General features: G+C 72.3%; 14 protein-coding genes. 8 read left to right on the top strand and 6 right to left on the bottom strand.

Features of this window, described 5'->3' with window-relative positions; all coding sequences use genetic code 11:
• Both AC1DMN_RS09850 and AC1DMN_RS09845 read left to right on the top strand, forming a co-directional pair.
• Positions 1 to 597: a gamma carbonic anhydrase family protein gene (locus AC1DMN_RS09850; protein WP_440732366.1), complete on the top strand. Its 597-nt coding sequence runs from the start codon at positions 1 to 3 to the stop codon at positions 595 to 597.
• Between the two features lie 44 nt (positions 598 to 641).
• Entirely contained in the window at positions 642 to 3,629 is a 2,988-nt protein-coding gene (locus AC1DMN_RS09845) for an aminotransferase (RefSeq protein WP_477384178.1), read from the top strand.
• Between the two features lie 42 nt (positions 3,630 to 3,671).
• Here the strand turns inward: AC1DMN_RS09845 and AC1DMN_RS09840 are convergent, their stop codons facing one another.
• Positions 3,672 to 4,439, bottom strand: a complete 768-nt coding sequence (locus AC1DMN_RS09840) for an SDR family oxidoreductase (RefSeq protein WP_441976658.1) — start codon at positions 4,437 to 4,439, stop codon at positions 3,672 to 3,674.
• A gap of 101 nt (positions 4,440 to 4,540) precedes the next feature.
• Here AC1DMN_RS09840 and AC1DMN_RS09835 point away from each other — a divergent pair, with 101 nt between their 5' ends.
• Positions 4,541 to 5,431 (top strand): helix-turn-helix transcriptional regulator, encoded by an 891-nt coding sequence (locus AC1DMN_RS09835; RefSeq protein WP_440732363.1) that lies wholly within the window; start codon positions 4,541 to 4,543, stop codon positions 5,429 to 5,431.
• A 24-nt stretch (positions 5,432 to 5,455) separates the two neighbouring features.
• On the opposite strand, the gene gdhA is transcribed toward AC1DMN_RS09835, so the two are convergent.
• Complete coding sequence (gdhA, locus tag AC1DMN_RS09830) at positions 5,456 to 6,772, bottom strand: NADP-specific glutamate dehydrogenase (RefSeq protein ID WP_477230850.1); 1,317 nt, start codon at positions 6,770 to 6,772, stop codon at positions 5,456 to 5,458.
• Positions 6,773 to 6,978: 206 nt separating this feature from the next.
• Positions 6,979 to 9,573 carry a phosphoenolpyruvate carboxylase gene (locus AC1DMN_RS09825; protein ID WP_477384188.1) on the bottom strand — a complete coding sequence of 865 codons (2,595 nt, stop codon included), beginning with the start codon at positions 9,571 to 9,573 and terminating at the stop codon, positions 6,979 to 6,981.
• Between the two features lie 189 nt (positions 9,574 to 9,762).
• On the opposite strand from AC1DMN_RS09825, the gene AC1DMN_RS09820 reads away from it, so the two are divergent.
• The 4 genes from AC1DMN_RS09820 to AC1DMN_RS09805 all read left to right on the top strand — a co-directional run bounded on the left by AC1DMN_RS09820 (position 9,763) and on the right by AC1DMN_RS09805 (position 13,937).
• Entirely contained in the window at positions 9,763 to 10,977 is a 1,215-nt protein-coding gene (locus AC1DMN_RS09820) for a Na+/H+ antiporter NhaA (protein ID WP_477230820.1), read from the top strand.
• The gene (locus tag AC1DMN_RS09815) at positions 10,967 to 11,698 is read left to right on the top strand and encodes a nucleoside triphosphate pyrophosphohydrolase (protein WP_477384176.1); all 732 of its coding nucleotides are present in this window, start codon (positions 10,967 to 10,969) and stop codon (positions 11,696 to 11,698) included. Before AC1DMN_RS09820 ends, AC1DMN_RS09815 begins: the two co-directional genes overlap by 11 nt.
• A gap of 48 nt (positions 11,699 to 11,746) precedes the next feature.
• Positions 11,747 to 13,015: a histidine--tRNA ligase gene (locus AC1DMN_RS09810; protein WP_477230848.1), complete on the top strand. Its 1,269-nt coding sequence runs from the start codon at positions 11,747 to 11,749 to the stop codon at positions 13,013 to 13,015.
• Positions 13,016 to 13,127: 112 nt separating this feature from the next.
• A complete protein-coding gene (locus tag AC1DMN_RS09805; RefSeq protein WP_477230818.1) occupies positions 13,128 to 13,937 on the top strand; it encodes an SGNH/GDSL hydrolase family protein in 810 nt (269 codons plus the stop codon).
• Here the strand turns inward: AC1DMN_RS09805 and AC1DMN_RS09800 are convergent.
• Positions 13,918 to 14,442, bottom strand: coding sequence for a VOC family protein (locus AC1DMN_RS09800; protein ID WP_477230817.1), 525 nt, complete (start codon positions 14,440 to 14,442; stop codon positions 13,918 to 13,920). The two genes, AC1DMN_RS09805 and AC1DMN_RS09800, sit on opposite strands and share 20 nt — an antisense overlap.
• 114 nt (positions 14,443 to 14,556) lie before the next feature.
• On the opposite strand from AC1DMN_RS09800, the gene AC1DMN_RS09795 reads away from it, so the two are divergent.
• Positions 14,557 to 15,345, top strand: coding sequence for a helix-turn-helix domain-containing protein (locus AC1DMN_RS09795; RefSeq protein ID WP_441976663.1), 789 nt, complete (start codon positions 14,557 to 14,559; stop codon positions 15,343 to 15,345).
• On the opposite strand, the gene AC1DMN_RS09790 is transcribed toward AC1DMN_RS09795, so the two are convergent.
• Both AC1DMN_RS09790 and AC1DMN_RS09785 read right to left on the bottom strand, forming a co-directional pair.
• Positions 15,299 to 16,549, bottom strand: a complete 1,251-nt coding sequence (locus AC1DMN_RS09790) for an APC family permease (RefSeq protein WP_477230816.1) — start codon at positions 16,547 to 16,549, stop codon at positions 15,299 to 15,301. The genes AC1DMN_RS09795 and AC1DMN_RS09790 overlap by 47 nt on opposite strands.
• A gap of 4 nt (positions 16,550 to 16,553) precedes the next feature.
• A complete protein-coding gene (locus AC1DMN_RS09785; protein ID WP_477230815.1) occupies positions 16,554 to 18,149 on the bottom strand; it encodes a CocE/NonD family hydrolase in 1,596 nt (531 codons plus the stop codon).
• Positions 18,150 to 18,199 lie beyond the last annotated feature (50 nt).

Raw genomic sequence — 18,199 nt, 5'->3', positions numbered from 1 at the left:
ATGATCTACGAGCACCTCGGGGCTCGGCCCCGCATCCACGACACGGCCGTCGTCGCTCCGTCCGCCGTGATCTCCGGCGACGTCACGATCGGGGAGAACTGCCAGGTGCTGCACGGCGCCGTCATCACCGCGGAGGGCGGTCCGATCACGCTCGGCGAGCACGTCATCGTGATGGAGAACGCGCTCATCCGCGCCACGGCCGCCAACCCGGTGCACATCGGCGATCACGTGCTGGTGGGGCCGATGGCGAGCATCTCGGGGGCGACCATCGCCGAAGAGGTGTTCCTCGCCACCGGGACCCGGATCTTCAACGGCGCGGTGATCGGCGAGCGCAGCGAGGTGCGCATCAACGCGGTGGTGCACCTGCGCACGACCCTGCCGCCGGAGACCGTGGTGCCGATCGGCTGGGTGGCGGTCGGGGATCCGGTGCGCATCCTCTCGCCCGAGCAGCATGAGCAGATCTGGGAGGCCCAGCACGAGCTCGACTTCCCCGGCTACGTGTTCGGCGTGGACCGCTCGACGCCCGACCTCATGGTCCAGTTGACCGAGCGCTACGCCCGCTCACTCGCGCGGCACGCCGACGACCACGCGCTCTGAGATACCACTCCACGCTTCCCGCGCTTCCAAACGAAGGGACCGCTGTGCCCGAACAGCCGACCGGGGGTCTCGTGCGCCCCGATGTCACCACCTCTGACGCCGTCGCGATCGCGAGCGAGCTCTGGGGCATCACCRCCACCGCGTCCGAACTCGGCAGCAACCAGGACCGCAACTTCCTGCTCACCGAGGCGGACGGCACCCGCAGCGTGCTGCGCGTCGACAACCCGGTCTTCCCCGACAGGGCGCGTGATGCGCAGCATGCCGCACTCGACGCCTACCGTGCGGCAGGCGTCGCGGTGCCCGCCGCGTTGCCGGGCCTCGACGGCGCCCTCACCCAGCGCTGGCGCGGGTTCTCGGTGCGGCGGAGCGCCTTCGCCGAGGGGGAGGCGATGGTCGACGCCGGCTACTTCGCGCCAGAGGTGCTGCGCGAGTTCGGATCCCTCGCCGCCGCGTCCGTGAACGCACTCGCCGAGCTGGTGCATCCGGGCCTCGATCGTCCGCAGATGTGGGACATGCGGGTCGCGGCTGAGGAGGCGCGCCGTCTGCTGCCGTCGATCGAGGAGCCGGAGCTGCGAGTTCGCGTCGACGAAGCGATCGCGCGGGCCGAACGCCTTCTCGGAACCGCCGCCGTGGATCTGCCGGTGCAGCCGATCCACGGCGATCTCACCGATGACAACGTGATGGGCCAGCGGGGAGCGGATTCCCGGTTGCACCCGCGCACGGTGCTGGACCTCGGCGACCTGGCGCTCGGATGGCGGGTCGCGGAGCTCGCGGTCTGCGCATCGTCGATGCTGCATCACGAGCCCGAGCGGCCGCTGCGCGTGCTCGAGACCATCGCGGCCTTCCACGCCGAGGCGCCCCTCAGCGAGTCCGAGGCGCGCGCGGTCTGGCCGCTGATCGTGCTGCGCGCGGCCCTTCTCGTGGCGAGCGGCTGGCGTCAGCTCGAGATCGACGGCGGCAACGAGTATGCCCGCGAGCGGATCGCGGGGGAGCAGGCGATCTTCGACGCGGCGACAGCGGTGCCGCTCGTCGAGGCGGTCGAGCTCGTTATCGACAGGCTCGGGTTCCCCGCGGCGGCGATGCTGCCCGAGACCCCGATGCGAGAGAGCTCGGCCGTAGCGCTCGCGTCTCTCCTGCCCGGGCTCGACGGTGACGTCGCGGTCCTCGATCCCGGCGTCGAGTCCGAGGATCTGTCCGGCGGGGCGTGGCTCTCGCCTGATATCGAGCAGGTGCTCGTCCGCGCCGCATTCGACGGCGGGGCGGCGGCGGCGGTGATGCCCTACGGCGTCTACCGGCTCACCCGCACGCGCGTGGACAGCGCGGAGGCGGCGCCGACCTGGCCGATCGGGACAACGATCCATCTGCCCGCGGGCGGGCAGATGCTGCTCGCCGCCCCGGTCTCCGGGCGGATCGAGGGATCCGCGTACGGCACGGTGCGGATCGTCTTCGCCGAGAACTGGGTCTGCGAGATCCGCGGCACGGGATTCGCCCCCGAGCACGGCGCCGAGGTCGAGGCCGGGCAGGGGATCAGCTGGGTCGCGGACAGCACGACGGCTCGGACCGTGGTGGTCTCGATCCTGCGCCGCGACGCCCCGGGGACGGCGCCGGAGCTCGGTGACGCCGCGCTCGTCAGCCCGGAGTCGGTGCCTGCCTGGCGCCGGTTCAGCACCGATCCGGCACCCTGGCTCGGCCTGCCCGCGCTCGCGCAGTGGGACGAGGCGCCGGCTGAACTCGCGCGCCGGGAGCGCACGTTCGCGAGTGCCCAGGAACGGTACTACGAGCGCCCGCCGCAGGTCGAGCGCGGCTGGCGGCACCACCTCGTCGACACCACCGGGCGCGCCTACATCGACATGGTCAACAACGTCACGGGGCTCGGACACGGCCACCCCGGCGTCGCCGACGCTGTGAACCGGCAGATCCGGATCCTGAACACCAACTCCCGGTTCCTGTATCGCGAACTCGCGGAGTACAGCGAGCGCCTCCTCGCGCTGCTGCCGGTTCAGGCGCGCCGCGGCGGCACCGACCGGGACGCCCTGGACACGGTGCTGCTCGTGAACAGCGGTTCCGAGGCGGTCGATCTCGCGCTGCGACTCGCCCAGGCGGCCACCGGGCGCAAGACCGTGGTGTCGCTGCGGGAGGCCTATCACGGCTGGACCATGGCCAGCGATGCGGTGACCACGAGCGCCTATGACAACCCCGACGCCCTGGCCACGCGCCCGGACTGGGTGCACGTGGCCGATGTGCCCAACCGGTTCCGCGGCACCTACCGCGGCGAGGAGACGGGATCGCGGTACGTCGCCGATCTGGGGGCCGACCTCGACCGTCTCACGGCCGACGGGCGTCCCCCGGCCGGCTTCATCTGCGAATCGGTGCTCGGCAACGCCGGCGGGGTTCTGCTGCCGGACGGCTACCTCGCGGAGGCCTATGCCCGGGTGCGCGCCGCAGGCGGGCTGTGCATCGCCGATGAGGTCCAGGTCGGATTCGGCCGGATGGGATCCTCGTTCTGGGGCTTCGAGCAGTCCGGCGTCGTCCCCGACATCATCACGATCGCGAAGCCGATGGGCAACGGCTTCCCGATCGGCGGGGTGATCACGTCGAAGCGAGTGGCTGACGCGCTGTCCGCCCAGGGGCAGTTCTTCTCATCCGCGGGTGGGAACCCGCTCAGCTGCCGCGTCGGCATCGCGGTGCTCGACGCGATGGCGGCCGAGGGGCTGCAGGAGAACGCGCGCGTCGTGGGCGGGCGCCTGGCGGAGGGGCTCCGCGCGCTCGCCGAGCGCCATCCGCTCATCGGACCAGTGCACGGCGAAGGCCTCTATCTCGGGGTCGAGCTCGTCCGCGACCGCGAGAGCATGGAACCCGCGGCGGCCGAGGCGGCCGCGATCTGCGAGCGGCTCCGGGAGCTGGGCGTCATCGTGCTGACGACCTCCGAGCGGTCGAACGTGCTGAAGATCAAGCCTCCGCTGTGCCTCACGGCGCAGAGCGCCGACCTGGTCGTGGCGGCGCTGGACCGAGTGCTCGCCGAAGGCTGGTGAGCCCGTCCGAGCCCGCGCGACGTGGGGCTCGGACGGACCGGATCAAGCCTGCTGGGTCGGCAGGACGACGACCTGGCGCAGGTTCACGTGCGCGGGGCGAGTCACGACGAAGTCGACCAGGTCGGCGACGTCGTCGGCCGAGATCGCCTCGATCGCGTCGAACATGGCGGCGAGCTCGGCGCCCAGGCGCTCGTTCTCGATGTGCGTGCCCAGCTCGGTGGAGGTGAGGCCCGGTTCGACGTTGGTGACCCGCACGCCGTGCCGGGCCACCTCGGTGCGCTGCATGGCGGACAGAGCGGTGACGGCGGCCTTCGTCGCGGCGTAGACGGCGTAGTCCGGGAACACCACGTGCGCGGCGATCGAGGAGATGTTGACGATGTCGCGCGGCCCGGTTCCGTCCAGAAGGTCGGGCAGCACGGCGCGGGTGACGCGGAGCAGGCCGGTGAGGTTCGTGTCGATCATGCGGTCCCATTCGTCTGCACGACCGTCCGCGAGGGGGTTCGGCAGCATCACGCCGGCGGCATTGACGAGGAGGTCGACGGAGCCGAGTTCGCGGTGGATCTGCGCGATGGCGGCGGCGACCTCGGACTCGGAGGTGATGTCGGCGGGAACCACGAGGATCCGCCCTGCCGCGTCGGAGTCGGCGGAGGCTGCGGCGACGGCCGCGAGGCGATCCTCCCGGCGACCGAGGGCGGCGACGGAGGCGCCGAGGGCGGCGAGGTGCGCGGCGACCGCCGCACCCATGCCGCTGCCGGCACCGGTGACGAGGGCGGTGCGTCCGGAAAGGGGGAGAGAGGATTCGGTGTTCATGGGAACCAGCCTGCGCGGGCTGCACCAGGGCGGGAACGTCCCGATGAACCTGGGTCTGACAGGGCCACCCTCGCGCGGTGCGCGGCGGCGATACTGGGACCATGACATCCGAGATCGGAGAGTTCCTCCGTGCGAAGCGGGAGCGCATCGCCCCTGAGGAGCGCGGCCTGCCCGCCGGCGGTCAGCGGCGGGTGCCGGGTCTGCGCCGCGAGGAGGTCGCGCTGCTGTCGGGGATCAGTCCCGACTACTACGTGCGTCTGGAGCAGGGCAGGGCGCGGGCGGCGTCGGACCAGGTGCTCGACGCGATCGCGCGCGTGCTGAGTCTGGACGATGTCGAGCGCGATCATCTCCGAGTGCTTGCGCGACCGGGCACGCAGGCTCAGGCGCCCCGGCCCCTGGCCGCTCCCGGTGCGCGTCCCGGGGTGCGCGCACTGCTCGATGCGATGCCTCAGGTTCCGGCGTTCGTGCTGGGGCCGGCCATGGACGTGCTGGCCACGAACCTGCTCGGCGACGCCCTCATCGCGCTCCCCGACGGTCCGCGGAACATGGCCCGTCACGTGTTCCTGGATCCGACCGCACCGGCGTACTACCCGGAGTGGGAGAAGGTCGCCCGCGAGACGGCGGCTCATCTGCGCCGCATGGCGGGGCTGCTCCCGGACGCCCCGGAGATCGCCGCCCTGATCGGCGAACTCACCATCGGCAGCGACGACTTCGTGCGTGCCTGGGCGCGGCAGGAGGTGGTCGTGAAGACCCACGGTCACAAGCTCGTCGACCACCCGGAGATCGGGCGCCTCTCACTCGACTACGAGACGCTCACCCTTCCCGACGAACCTGCGCTCATGCTCGTGACCTACATGGCCGCCGACGAGAGGACCTCCGACGCGCTGCGGACGCTGGGATCCTGGGCGGCGAGCCGTTCCGCAGCCGGCGGCAGCGCCCAGCGCCCGCAGTTCGCCGATGAACTCGGCCGCGCGGAGTCCGCAGAGCGCTGACCGCGCCGAGACGCGGAGCGAGGTTCAGATGACGCCCTGCGCGAGCATCGCGTTCGCGACCCGCTCGAAGCCGACGATGTTGGCACCGGCGACGTAGTCACCCGGCACGCCGTAGCGCTCGGCGGCGTCGAACGCGGCGCGGTGGATGTCGGCCATGATGTCGCGCAGCTTCTGCTCGCTGTCCTCGAAGCCCCAGCGCTGACGGGCCGCGTTCTGGCTCATCTCCAGAGCGGACGTCGCGACGCCGCCGGCATTCGCGGCCTTGCCGGGGGCGAACAGCACGCCCGCGTCCTGGAAGGCCGCGACGGCCTCGGGCGTCGACGGCATGTTGGCACCCTCGGAGACGGCGCGCACGCCGTTCGCGATCAGGGCCGCTGCGCCTGTGCCGTCCAGCTCGTTCTGCGTGGCGGAGGGCACGGCGATGTCCACCGGCACCTCCCACACGGAACCGCCCTCGATGAAGCGGGCCCCGGGGCGGCGCCTGGCGTACTCGACGATGCGTCCGCGCTCGATTTCCTTGATCTGGCGGAGAAGGTCCACATCGATGCCGGCATCGTCGACGACGTATCCGGAGGAGTCGGACGCGGTCACGGCGACGGCCCCCAGCTGCGCGGCCTTCTGGATCGCGTAGATCGCGACATTGCCGGATCCGGAGATGCCGACGCGCCTGCCCTCGAGGGACTCGCCGTGCACGGCCAGCATCTCCTGCGCGAAGAAGACCGCGCCGTAGCCGGTCGCCTCGGTGCGCACCTGCGCTCCGCCCCAGCCGATGCCCTTGCCGGTGAACATGCCGGACTCGTGCCGGTTGGTGATCTTGCGGTACTGGCCGAACAGGTAGCCGATCTCGCGGCCGCCCACGCCGATGTCTCCGGCGGGGACGTCGGTGTGCTCGCCGAGGTGACGGTACAGCTCGTTCATGAAGGACTGGCAGAACCGCATGATCTCGGCRTCGCTGCGRCCGTGCGGGTCGAAGTTCGAGCCGCCCTTGCCGCCGCCGATGCCCTGACCGGTGAGCGCGTTCTTGAAGATCTGCTCGAAGCCGAGGAATTTGATGATCGAGAGGTTCACCGACGGGTGGAAGCGCAGGCCGCCCTTGTACGGACCCAGCACGGAGGAGTACTGCACGCGGTATCCGCGGTTCACCTGCACCTTGCCGTGGTCGTCGACCCACGGCACCCGGAAGATCACCTGGCGCTCCGGCTCGACGAGACGCTCGAGCACCCCGGCGTCGACGTACTCGGGGTGACGCTCGAGCACAGGTCCGATGGAGTGCAGCACCTCGTGCACGGCCTGGTGGAATTCGGGTTCGTTCGGGTTCAGGGCGAGGACGTCCTCGAACACGGGCTGGGCGAGCGGGGAGAGGGGATGGAAGTCGATGCGTGCGGGGTCGCTGATGGTGTCGGTCACTCGGGATGCTTTCAGACGGGGATGCGGAGAGGAGCGCGGGTGATCGTGTCGTGCGCAGACAGCCGGATGCGGCAGATTCCTCACTCTAACCGCTCCGCAACCCAACCTGGGCGGCGTGAACCCCGCGTGAGAAGCCCGGATCAGCCGGTGTTCTGCAGACCCGCGGCGACTCCGCTGACCGACAGCAGCAGCAGGCGCTGCAGGTCCGGATCCGGTGCGGGGGCCTGCTCGTCGGCGTCGCGGAGGCCACGCAGCGCCCGCAGCTGCAGGAGCGAGAGCGCGTCCACATAGGGGCTGCGCATCGCGACCGCTCGCTGCAGGATCGGCTTGTTCTCCAGCAGGCGCTCGCCGCCGGTGAGGCGGATGACCCAGGAGCGGGTGAGCTCCATCTCCTCCAGCACGAGCGCGGCCAGGTCGTCGCGATCGCCGAGACCGAGGTAGCGRCGGGCGATGCGCGGATCCGTCTTGGCGAGGCTCATCGCGACGTTGTCGACCATCGTGCGCAGCAGCGGCCACTCCTGGTACGCGGTGCGCAGCAGTTCCTCGTCGCCGACGGCCTCGAGAGCCGTGCCCAGGCCGAACCAGCCGGCGAGGTTGATCCGGGCCTGCGTCCAGGCGAACACCCACGGGATCGCCCTGAGGTCCTCGAGGGACTCGACGGACAGGCCGCGGCGGGCCGGGCGGGAGCCGAGCGCGAGAAGTCCGATCTCCTCCATCGGCGTCACCGTGGCGAACCACGGGGCGAAGCCCTCCGCCTTCACGAGCGAGAAGAACCGATCGCGCGAGGCGCGGTCCATGGTGGCCGCGACGCCGGCGAACCGTTCGGCGGCGGTGCTGTTGCGCTGCTCGACGCCGGGGGAGGACGCGAGCAGGGTCGCCGCCGTCACCTGGTCGATGTGGCGCATCGCGATCGCGGGCTCGCCGTACCGCGCGAAGATGACCTCGCCCTGCTCGGTGAGCTTGAATCGGCCGTCCACGGAGTGCGGCGGCTGAGCCAGGATCGCGGAGTTCGCGGGGCCGCCGCCACGGCCGAGGGCGCCGCCGCGACCGTGGAACAGGGTGAGCTCGATGTTCTCGCGCTGCGCCCAGGCGGCGATCTCTGCCTGCGCCTCGTACAGGGCGAGATTCGCGGCCACCGGGCCGACGTCCTTGGAGGAGTCGGAGTACCCGAGCATGACCTCCAGGCGCCGGCCGGTCGCCGCCAGCCGAGCCGCGAAGGCCGGGTGGTCGACGATCTCGGCGAGGATCCCCGGCGCCGCCTGCAGGTCGGCGAAAGTCTCGAACAACGGCACCACGTCGAGCACGGGCCCGTCGTCGGCGCTCGCGTACTGCGCGAGKCGGTGCACGTTCGCGAGGTCCTGRGCCGASYGCGTGAACGAGACGACATAGCGCCCCGCCGCGCGCGGMCCGTAGGTGCGCTGGATCTCGCGGACGGCGCGGAAGACCGCCAGCACCTCCTCGGTCTCGGCGCTGAGGGAACCGGATCCGCCCGCGGCAGCGTCGAGCTCGGCGAGCGCACGCGCGTGCACCTGCGAGTGTTGCCGCACCTCGAGCTCGGCGAGGTGGAAGCCGTACGTCTCCACCTGCCAGATGAGGTGCTGCATCCCGCCGAACGCGTGCCGGCGGGCGCCGGCCGTGTCGAGCGACGACTGCACGATGCGCAGATCCGCGAGCAGCTGCTCCGGATCCGTGTAGCCGCCCTCATCCCCGCGGCGGGTGACCGCGACGCGATGCGCGAGCAGCAGCAGGATCCGGCGATGCGGCTCGGAGGGGGAGCGAGTGGCGACTTCGCCCGCGACATCGGGGTGCGTGGCCTGCAGCGCATCCCACAGCGCCGTCGCCGCCGCGGAGGGCGGCGTGCCCTCGGCATCGAGCGTCAGCGTGCGGCCGATCCGCTCGATCGCCCGCTCGAGTCCACGCAGCACGTGGTCGGCCGCGATCGCGGCGGCCTCGCGGGTCACGGCGGCCGTGACGAACGGATTGCCGTCGCGGTCGCCGCCGACCCAGGTGCCGATGCGCACGAAGGCCGGGACGATGGGGGCGGAGGATCCGGACTSCTCGCCGCGCAGCACGTCGTCGATGCGGCGGTACACGTGCGGGACGGTGGTGAACAGCGTCTCGTCGAAGACGCTCATGACCGTGCGCACCTCGTCGGTCGGCGCCGGCTTCTGCGCCCGCAGCGGTGCGGTGCGCCAGAGGGTGTCGACCTCCTCGAGCATGCGCCGGTGTGCGCGGTGCGCCTCGGGGGTGCCCTCGGCTGCGGCGTCATGCGCGCTCAGCAGCTCGGCGAGGCGCCGGATGCTGGAGGACACCGCGCGACGGCGGGCCTCGGTGGGGTGCGCCGTGAACACAGGGTGGAATCGCAGCGCACCCAGCCGGCGGCGGGCCTCGTCCTCGCCGACCTCGCCGCTCAGCTGCGCGAAGGCTCCGGCGACCGTGTCGGTGGAGGTGGGGTCCTCGCCGCGATCGCGGAGCACGCGCACGCGCTGGTGCTCCTCGGCGAGGTTCACGAGGTGGAAGTAGGCGGTGAAGGCCCTGGCGACCTCGTCGGCGCGCTGCACCGAGAACTCCTCGGCGATGCGGGTCGCGCGGTCGAAGGCCTCGGCGGACTCGTCGGTGTACGCCTCGATCGTGGCCTGACGCAGGCGCTCGACGTCGTCGAACAGGTCGTCGCCGCCGGATTCGCGCAGGACCTGGCCGAGCAGCGCGCCGAGCATGCGCACATCGGCGCGCATCGCCTCGGGCAGCTCGCGCCCTGCTTCGAACCGGCCGACGATGCGGATGGCTTCGGTATGGGTTGTGTCGGGGGTCACGATTCGAGCGTAAACCGATGCTGCGCAAGCGACGACCGCGTGACGTCCCGCGGCGACCTCTTGAAGTGGGAAGGGGGGATCGCTGAGGAGGGGCGCGATACGGTGGAGGGGATGAGCCGCACCAGTCGCCTTCTGAGGTCCCCGCAGTTCCCCGCGATCCTGCTGCTGGCGACCGCGGGGCTCGGGCTGCTCCTCGCGAACCTTCCCACGCACGACGCGATCGCCGGAATGCTCGGCGCGCACTTCGGGATCCCCGGCACGGCTCTGGACCTCTCGGTGTCGCACTGGGTGTCGGACGGCGTGCTCGCGATCTTCTTCTTCGTCGTCGCGCTCGAGCTCCAGTACGAGCTCACCCGCGGCGAGCTGAACAGCGTGCGCGTGGCGATCCAGCCTGCGATCGCCGCCGCGGGCGGCATCCTGGTGCCGATCGCCCTGTACCTGTGGATCGCCGGCTCGGATCCGAGCGCGGCCGGCTGGCCGATCCCGACCGCGACCGACATCGCCTTCGCGCTCGGCGTGCTCGCCGTGTTCGGACGCGGTCTGCCCTCGGCGGTGCGCGCCTTCCTGCTCGCGCTCGCGATCCTCGACGACATCGTCGGGATCGTGTTCATCGCCGTGCTGTTCGCGCACGGGCTGAACCTGCTGCTGCTCGGTCTCGGCGTGCTCGCGGTCATTGTGTTCGCCGTGCTGAGCCGTCGCCTGCGCGGGTCCGCCACCCCGGTCGTGGCCGTGCTGATGGCGATCGTCGGCGTGGTCGCCTGGGGGCTGTTCGCCGCCTCCGGCGTGCACGCCACGATCGCGGGCGTCATGCTGGGCCTGGTGATGGCGCCCCGGGCCGCGGATCCGATCCGTCATGCGCTGGAACCCTGGGTCAACGGGCTGGTGCTGCCGCTGTTCGCCTTCGTGGCGGCGTTCGTGGTCATCCCGCAGGTGCCGCTGGAGGAACTCTCTCCGGCGTTCTTCGCGATCCTCGTGGCGCTGCCGGTCGGCAAGCTGATCGGCATCGGCGCGTTCGGCGCCCTCGCGCAGCTGATCCGCCCGCGGGGCGCGCCTCCGGCGATCCGCTTCCCCGACGTGCTCGCGGCCGGAGCACTGGGCGGCATCGGATTCACGGTCTCGCTGCTGCTGGCGAATCTCGCCTTCGCGGGGGATGCCGCGGTGAAGGACCAGGCGATCCTCGCGGTGCTGCTGGGGTCGGTGATCGCGCTGGTGGTCGCCGCCGTGCTGGTCTCGTGGCGGGCGAAGGTGCACCGTGCGATCGGCGATGCGGAGGACGACGAGCCGGACGAGGATGAGGACGAGGAGGCGTCCGGGGATGAGCGCTGATCGGGAGTCCCCTGCCGAGACGGATCCGCTGCGCGCCGCCGCGGAGGTCATGCGGCAGGTGCGGGAGAAGTGCGTCTGGTCGCAGGCCATGACCCATCGCGAACTCGTGCCGTACCTCGTGGAGGAATCGGCCGAACTCATCGACGCCGTCGAGCGCGAGGACCGCGCGGAACTCCGCGAAGAGCTCGGCGACCTGCTCTGGCAGGTGCTGTTCCACGCGGCGATCGCGGCGCAGGATCCGGCGGATCCGTTCGACATCGACGACGTCGCGCGCACCCTGACCGAGAAGATGACCCGGCGCCACCCGCACGTGTTCGGCAACGCGATCGCCCGCACGCCGGAGGAGGTGCTGGTGCACTGGAACGCCGCCAAGGCCGCGGAGAAGCATGATCGCCGCAGCGTGCTGGACGGCATCCCTCCCGGAATGCCCGCGCTCGCCCGGGCGCAGAAGATCCTGGGCCGCGCCGCGAAGGCGCACGTCGAGGTCTCCGAGGATCCGTCCGCGTCCGGGCACGAGGAGGCCCCGCCGGCGATCGTCGGCCCGACCCCCGCGCCCCCCACGGAGCCCGCTCCGCTCACCGAGGCCGAACTCGGCGAGCAGCTGCTGACTCTCGTCGTGGCGGCTCGCGCCCACGGCTGGGATGCCGAGCGCGCCCTGCGCGAGCGCATCAGGATCCTCGAGGACGAGGTGCGCGCCGCGGAGGGATCAGAGCCGGCCTGACGGACCTGGAAGAATGGATCCGTGGCAACGGTCAATCCTCCGCGCGGGATGCGCGACTTCCTCCCCGCCGACAAGGCGCGTCGTGAGCGTGTGCTCTCCGTCATCCGGGAGCGCTACCGCGCTCATGGGTTCGACGAGATCGAGACGCCCGTCGTGGAGGAGTACGACCGGCTGCACGCCGGGATCGGCGGCGACAACGAGAAGCTGTCCTTCAACATCCTGCGCCGCGGCCTGGACGCCGACGCGATCAGCGCGGCGGCGGAGGACCCGGCCGCCCTCAGCGACCTGGGCCTGCGCTACGACCTGACGGTTCCGCTCGCGCGCTTCTACGCGACCAACCGCGGTCAGCTGCCCGGAGTGTTCCGCTCGATCCAGATCGGGCCGGTCTGGCGTGCCGAGCGGCCGCAGAAGGGTCGCTATCGCCAGTTCGTGCAGTGCGACATCGACATCATCGGCGACGACTCGGCGCGTGCCGAGGCCGAGCTCATCGTGGCCTCGCTCGACACGATCGACGCCCTCGGGCTCACGGGTGGCATGGTGCGCGTGAACGACCGCCGCGCCCTCGACTGGATGCTCGATGCGTTCGGATTCACCGAGGACGAGCGTCCGGGAGTGCTCATCACGATCGACAAGCTCGACAAGATCGGCACCGACGGCATCGTCGCGGAGCTGCGCGAGCGCGGTGCGACGGTGGCCGCCGTGGACGCGTTCGAGGCGTTCCTGCATCGCCCGCAGACCCTCGAGTACAACCCCTACGGCGAACGGCAGATCCGCAAGGCGCTGCCCGAGGGCGTTCCGGACGACCTCGTCGCGCACCTGGTCGGCCTCGGCGAGGCCGTTGCCGCCGCCCGCCCCGCCGCCGAGGGCATCGATCCGATCCCGCTGCAGTTCGACCCGTTCCTGGTGCGCGGCATGGGCTACTACACGGGTACGATCATGGAGCTCGCGCACCCCTCGGTCTCGTACTCGCTGGGCGGTGGCGGCCGCTACGACGGCATGATCGGGCGCTTCCTCGGGCAGCAGGTGCCGGCCGTCGGCTTCTCGATCGGCTTCGAGCGGATCGTGGATCTGTTGGAGTCCGCCGACGACGCGGCGGGGCAGGCCGTGGTGCTCGTGCACGACGCCGACGTACCCGTCGCCGAGCTCGTCGCGCACAAGGCGGCGCTCATCGCGGGCGGCGCCAGAGTGCGGCTGGAGCGGCGCACGAAGAACCTCAAGGCGCTCCTGGAGCGCGCGGCGTCCGACGGGTACACGGCGTTCGCGGCCGTGCGCGCGGGCGACGCGTCCGACGCGCTCGAGGTCAAGCCGCTGTCCTGAGGCGCCCGTCGCCTCTGCGTCCACGGCCGGTCACGCGCCGTTCATGTCGATGCGATCTGATCGGCGTATGGACGCTGCTGATCGCCGTCGGGCCGGGTCCCGAGGCGTGCCGGTGGGGCTTCTCGGAGCCGCCGGGCTCGCGATCGCCGGATCCGCCGTCGCCGTGCCGCTGGCGCTGCGGCGACAGGCGCGTATCGCTCGGCGTCGCATCGGCAAGCCGCTGGGAGAACACGCGATCGACGCCGACCGCGTCTGGCGGCGGGGCCTGTCCGGGGAGCCGGTCGAGCTGCTCGTGCTCGGCGACTCGCTTGCGGCCGGTCTGGGCGCCGAGCGGCGCAAGGACACGCTGGGCGGACGGCTCGCCAAGGGCGTCGCCCGGCGGACGCGTCGGCCGGTGCGGCTGCGTACGGTCGCGATCGTCGGATCCGAGTCGCCGGATCTGGACGCTCAGCTCGCGTCGCTCGAGACGGACTACCTGCCGCACGTCGCGGTGATCGTCGTCGGCGGCAACGACGTGACCCACCGGATCCCGGTCACCCTCTCGGTGCAGCATCTCGAGGACGCGATCGGCTGGTTGCACGCGCTCGGAGCGAGCGTCGTGGTCGGCACCTGCCCCGACCTCGGGGCGCTGCGGGCCGTTCCGCAGCCGCTGCGGTCGATCGCCTCGCGGATGTCACGGCGACTGGCCGCGGCGCAGGCCCAGGCCGCCATCGAGCACGGCGCCACTGCGGTCGATCTGCGGCGCGCGGTCGGGCCGATGTTCTTCGATGAGCCTGAGGAGATGTTCAGCCTGGATCGGTTCCACCCGAGCGCCCTCGGCTACCGCCGCACTGCGGAAGCGCTGCTGCCCGCGGTGACGGCGGCGGCCGAGGAGGCCTCGGTGAACGCGGCCGGCGGAGCGCTCAGCTCTCCGGTGCGGTGAACGAGGCGGCCCATTCGGCCACGCGGGCCGTGCTCTCGGACTCGGAGAGGTCCTCGACGCGCGTCATGATCGACCAGCGCACGCCGAACGGATCCCGGATGCTCGCGTAGCGGTCGCCCGAGACGAACGTGGACGGCGCCTCGCGAACCGTCGCACCGGCCGCCACCGCGCGTTCGACGACCGTGTCGACGTCGGGCACGTAGAGGCCCATCGAGTAGCAGTCGGCGTCGCCGGCGGGGGCCGAGACGAGCCCGTACTCGGGGTTGGGATCGCCCAGCTGCAGCACGCCGAGACCGAAGTCGAGGTCGGCGTGCGCGACCACGCCGCCGAACTCGGTGATGTCGACGACGCGCGCGCCGAAGATGTCGCGGTAGAACTCGATCGCGGACCGGGAGTCGGGGATGGCCAGGAACGGGGTCAGGGACGTGGCCGAGTTCGGGCGGCCGTTCGTCGTGTATTCGCCGGTGACGCCGGTGGTCGCTGTGGTGGGGGTGTGTTCGCTCATGACCACGAGGCTAGGGGGCGACGGGAGACGGTTCTTGGAGATTCGCGCCACGTTCGGCCGGGGGCCCCGCGCGGCCCATCACCGGATGTCCGCGACGCCTTCTAGGCTCGGGGAATGGTCGATCCGACGCGCGGCGTGCTGTATCCGGCGCGCCTGCCGCAGTTCCACCGCCTTCCGCCGCCGGCGGAGGTCGCCGAGCTCGTGGAGTGGTGCTGGATCCCCGAGTGGGACATCGAGCCGGGCCGTTCGTCGCGTCAGGACCTCGTGTCGTTCCCTGCTCTGAACCTGGTCGTCGAGAGCGGGGGCACGGTGCTGTCGGGCGCGACGACCCGAGCCAGCTCCCGGGAGCTGACCGGCAAGGGGTGGGCCGTCGGCGCGCTGCTGCGGCCGGCCGCGGCGGCCGCGCTGACCGAGACGCCCTCCGCCCTGCTCGACCGGGCGGAGGCGTACCCGGCACCGGGGCTGGCGGAGGCGGTCGCAGGCGCGATGACTTCGGGGGAAGGGCATCGGGAGCGGGCTGTCGCGCTGCTGTGCGCCTGGCTGCGTGAGCGCGTGGGCGAGGTCACGGCGCCGGCCCGGCACGCGAACGCCATGGCGGAGCTGCTCATGTCCGATCCCGACGTGCGCAGCCCCGAGCAGGCGGCGGCCCGTCTCGCCGTCTCGGTGCGCACCCTGCAGCGCATGGCGCACCGCCACGTGGGTCTGTCTCCGGCCGCCATGATCCGGCGCCGGCGCCTGCAGGAGGCGGCGGAGCGGATCCGCTCCGATCCCGGCACGGATCTCGCGACCGTCGCTGTCGAGCTCGGCTACGCGGATCAGTCGCATCTCGCCAACGATTTCCGCGCGGTGCTGGGCTTCACCCCGTCGGCGTATCGCGCCGACGCCGGTCCCGTCCGAGCCTGATCGCCCGCACGCCGACGCCCACGAGGACCACGCCCGCTCCGATCATCACCGAGGACACCGGCAGCGACGCAGCCAGAGCCACGCAGCCGATCGCGCCGAGCACCTGCAGCGGTTTCGGATACCGGCGCGCGGCCCCACCCTGCTGGAGCGCGGCGGCGTTCGCGACGAAGTAGTACAGCAGCACGCCGAACGACGAGAACCCGATCGCTCCGCGCAGGTCCGCGACGAGCACGACCGCCACCACGACCGCACCGGCGGCCAGCTGCGCACGCCGCGGGACGTGATGCCGCGGATCCACGGCGGTGAGGGAGCGGGGGAGGTCGCGTTCCCGAGCCATGGCGAGCGAGGTGCGACCGATCCCGGAGAGAAGGGCGAGCAGCGCGCCGGTGGCGGCCGTAGCGGCGGCGATCCGCACGGCGGGCGCCGCGCGGGGCCAGCCGGCAGCGGTGACGACGTCGGCGAGGGGCGCGGATGAGCTCTCGGCTGCGCCGCCGAGCGTCAGCACGACCGCACCGCCGATGAGCACGTAGATGACGAGTGCGGACGCGAGTGCGATGCCGATCGCCCGCGGGATGGCGCGCGACGGGTCCCGCACCTCCTCGCCCATGGTCGCGATGCGCGCGTACCCGGCGAAGGCGAAGAACAGCAGCCCCGCGGCCTGGAGCACGCCGTAGGGGGAGCCACGCGGGAGGGGCGCGGGCGCGGCGTGCGGCAGTGCGGTCCCCGCGGCGGCCAGCACCACGATCAACCCGAGCAGGGTCACAGCCACGAGCACCTGGGTGACGCGAGCGGTGCGGGTCACCCCGACGCAGGTGACGGCGGTCAGGGCCGTGACCGCCGCGACCGCGACCGGCTTCTGCCACCCTGCCGGAGCCACGTACGCGGCGACAGTCATCGCCATGGCGGCGCAGCTCGCGAGCTTGCCGATCACGAAGCACCAGCCGGCGACGAAGCCCCACCACGGTCCGAGCTCCGCCCGTCCGTACGCGTAGGTGCCGCCCGAGACCGGGTGCACGGCCGCGAGCTGCGCGGACGAGGTGGCGTTGCAGAAGGCCACGATCCCCGCGAGGAGCAGCGCGATCAGCAGGCCCGATCCGGCCGCGCCGATCGCCGGGCCCCAGACTGTGAAGACTCCGGCACCGATCATGGATCCGAGGCCGATCGCGACAGCATCGGCGAGGGTCAGGCGGCGCGCGAGGGGCATCCCGTCATCGTGGCACGCCGCGGTGAACGGCGGGTGCCGTGCCCTCCGGAAGCGGCAGCGAGAGCACCGCGGGCGTCGCAGCGCAGAGGAAGAGCGTCTGCGTGCTGGCCACCAGGCGCGAGTGGTCGCGCACCGGATCCGCCGTGCCCGGATTGCGCAGATGCAGGGGGTGCGCGCCCCAGGACACCTGCACGCGGAGGCGGCTGCCCGCGACGAAGCGATGCGCGATCGGTGCGAGCGCGACCCGGACCCGGCGCGGCTCGCCGGGCGCGGCCTCCGGGGAGAGCCGCAGGTAGCCGTCGGTGACGGTGCGCGAGGTCCCCCGCGCGTCCACTTCGCACAGGCGCAGGAAGACGTCGACCCGGGGATTCGTGGAGGCGAGCGTGAGCGCGATCTCCGCCGAGCCCATGACCAGCAGCGGATCCGGGAGCGGCTCGCCCGTGAACAGCAGCACGTCCTCGCGGCTCTCGCGACGTCGCTGATCGCGGCGCCCGGCGCTGAACGGATTGAGCGTGCGGCCGCCGGCATCGGGCGTGGGATCGGCGGGGTCGTAGCGAGAGGTCAGCACACCGTCCTCGGGGGCGGCCCCCGGCGCGACGAGACGGCCGTCCGCGGTCAGCTCCACCGGATGCGGCGCGCTCGGCGGCGGCCAGTCGGCCAGATCCCGCCAGCCGCCGCCCCCGCTGATCTCGACGCGCACCGGGGCGGCCTCGGGCTCGCCCTCGAGGGCCTGCAGCGCCTCGCGCACCCCGATCACCGTGATCTCGGGAGCGCCGTGGATCCAGTCGCCCACGATCAGGCGCGTCCGTACGCCGGCTCCCTGCAGCGCGGCGTGGTCCTGCAGCTGGCCGACGAGGAAGAGGTCCTGCCACCCCGCCATGAGCGTGACGGGAGGCACCGCCGCGGGATCGGAGGCGAAGTGCAGCGGATCCCACCAGGGATCCCCGGGATCGCTGTGCTCGACCCAGTCGCGGAAGAACTGCGGGTTGTCGCCCAGCGCCGCGGGCACGGCCTGGGACGGCGGCACCGTGCGCGCTCCCCGTGCGAGGGCRCTGCGCGCTCGCAGCAGCCTCCACAGACGCGCCGGCAGCCGGCGCTCCTGCAGGCCGAGCGCGTACGCCCACGCGAGCGGCGTGTCGATCGAGAAGCCGCGACCGAGGTAGAGGATCGCCTCGTCGAAGCGCCGGGCCGACACCGCGATGCCCATCGCGTCGGGTCGGAGCGCGCCGTCGCAGTACGCCCACTGCGTCACCCCGAAGTAGCTGCCGCCCCAGGAGTGCACGAGACCCGTCGCCCACGGCTGTGCGCGCAGCCACCGCAGCGTCGCCTGCCCGTCGGCGGCCTCGTCGTGCAGAGGCCGGAAGTCGCCGCCGGAGCCGAAGGCGCCCCGGCAGCTCTGCACCACCACATGATGCCCGCGTTCGGCGAGGAAGCGCGCCACGGCGGCGACGCCGTTCCGGTCGTACGGCGTGCGGATGAGCACCGTGTGCGGGCCCGCGTCCTCGGCCGCCCAGTGATCGGTGAGCAACGGGACGCCGTCTTCCGCGGGCACCGCGATGCCGGAGGTCCGGCGCACGCCCGCGTGGGTCCGCGGCGGCATGCCGGGAGCCGAGCGCAGCCGGCGGTATTCGGCGCGCGCCGTCCAGGGGA

Source organism: Microbacterium sp. 01T413_2, from assembly GCF_056398985.1.
Note: the sequence above shows the minus strand (reverse complement) of the source record. Positions and strands in the feature narration are given on the sequence as shown.

Coding starts and splice junctions, on each gene's coding strand:
- AC1DMN_RS09790 (WP_477230816.1), bottom strand. CDS start 16,549: ATGCCCCTCGCGCGCCGCCTGACCCTCGCCGATGCTGTCGCGATCGGC.
- AC1DMN_RS09800 (WP_477230817.1), bottom strand. CDS start 14,442: ATGAGCGAACACACCCCCACCACAGCGACCACCGGCGTCACCGGCGAA.
- AC1DMN_RS09820 (WP_477230820.1), top strand. CDS start 9,763: ATGAGCCGCACCAGTCGCCTTCTGAGGTCCCCGCAGTTCCCCGCGATC.
- AC1DMN_RS09835 (WP_440732363.1), top strand. CDS start 4,541: ATGACATCCGAGATCGGAGAGTTCCTCCGTGCGAAGCGGGAGCGCATC.
- AC1DMN_RS09810 (WP_477230848.1), top strand. CDS start 11,747: ATGCGCGACTTCCTCCCCGCCGACAAGGCGCGTCGTGAGCGTGTGCTC.
- AC1DMN_RS09840 (WP_441976658.1), bottom strand. CDS start 4,439: ATGAACACCGAATCCTCTCTCCCCCTTTCCGGACGCACCGCCCTCGTC.
- AC1DMN_RS09795 (WP_441976663.1), top strand. CDS start 14,557: ATGGTCGATCCGACGCGCGGCGTGCTGTATCCGGCGCGCCTGCCGCAG.
- AC1DMN_RS09850 (WP_440732366.1), top strand. CDS start 1: ATGATCTACGAGCACCTCGGGGCTCGGCCCCGCATCCACGACACGGCC.
- AC1DMN_RS09815 (WP_477384176.1), top strand. CDS start 10,967: ATGAGCGCTGATCGGGAGTCCCCTGCCGAGACGGATCCGCTGCGCGCC.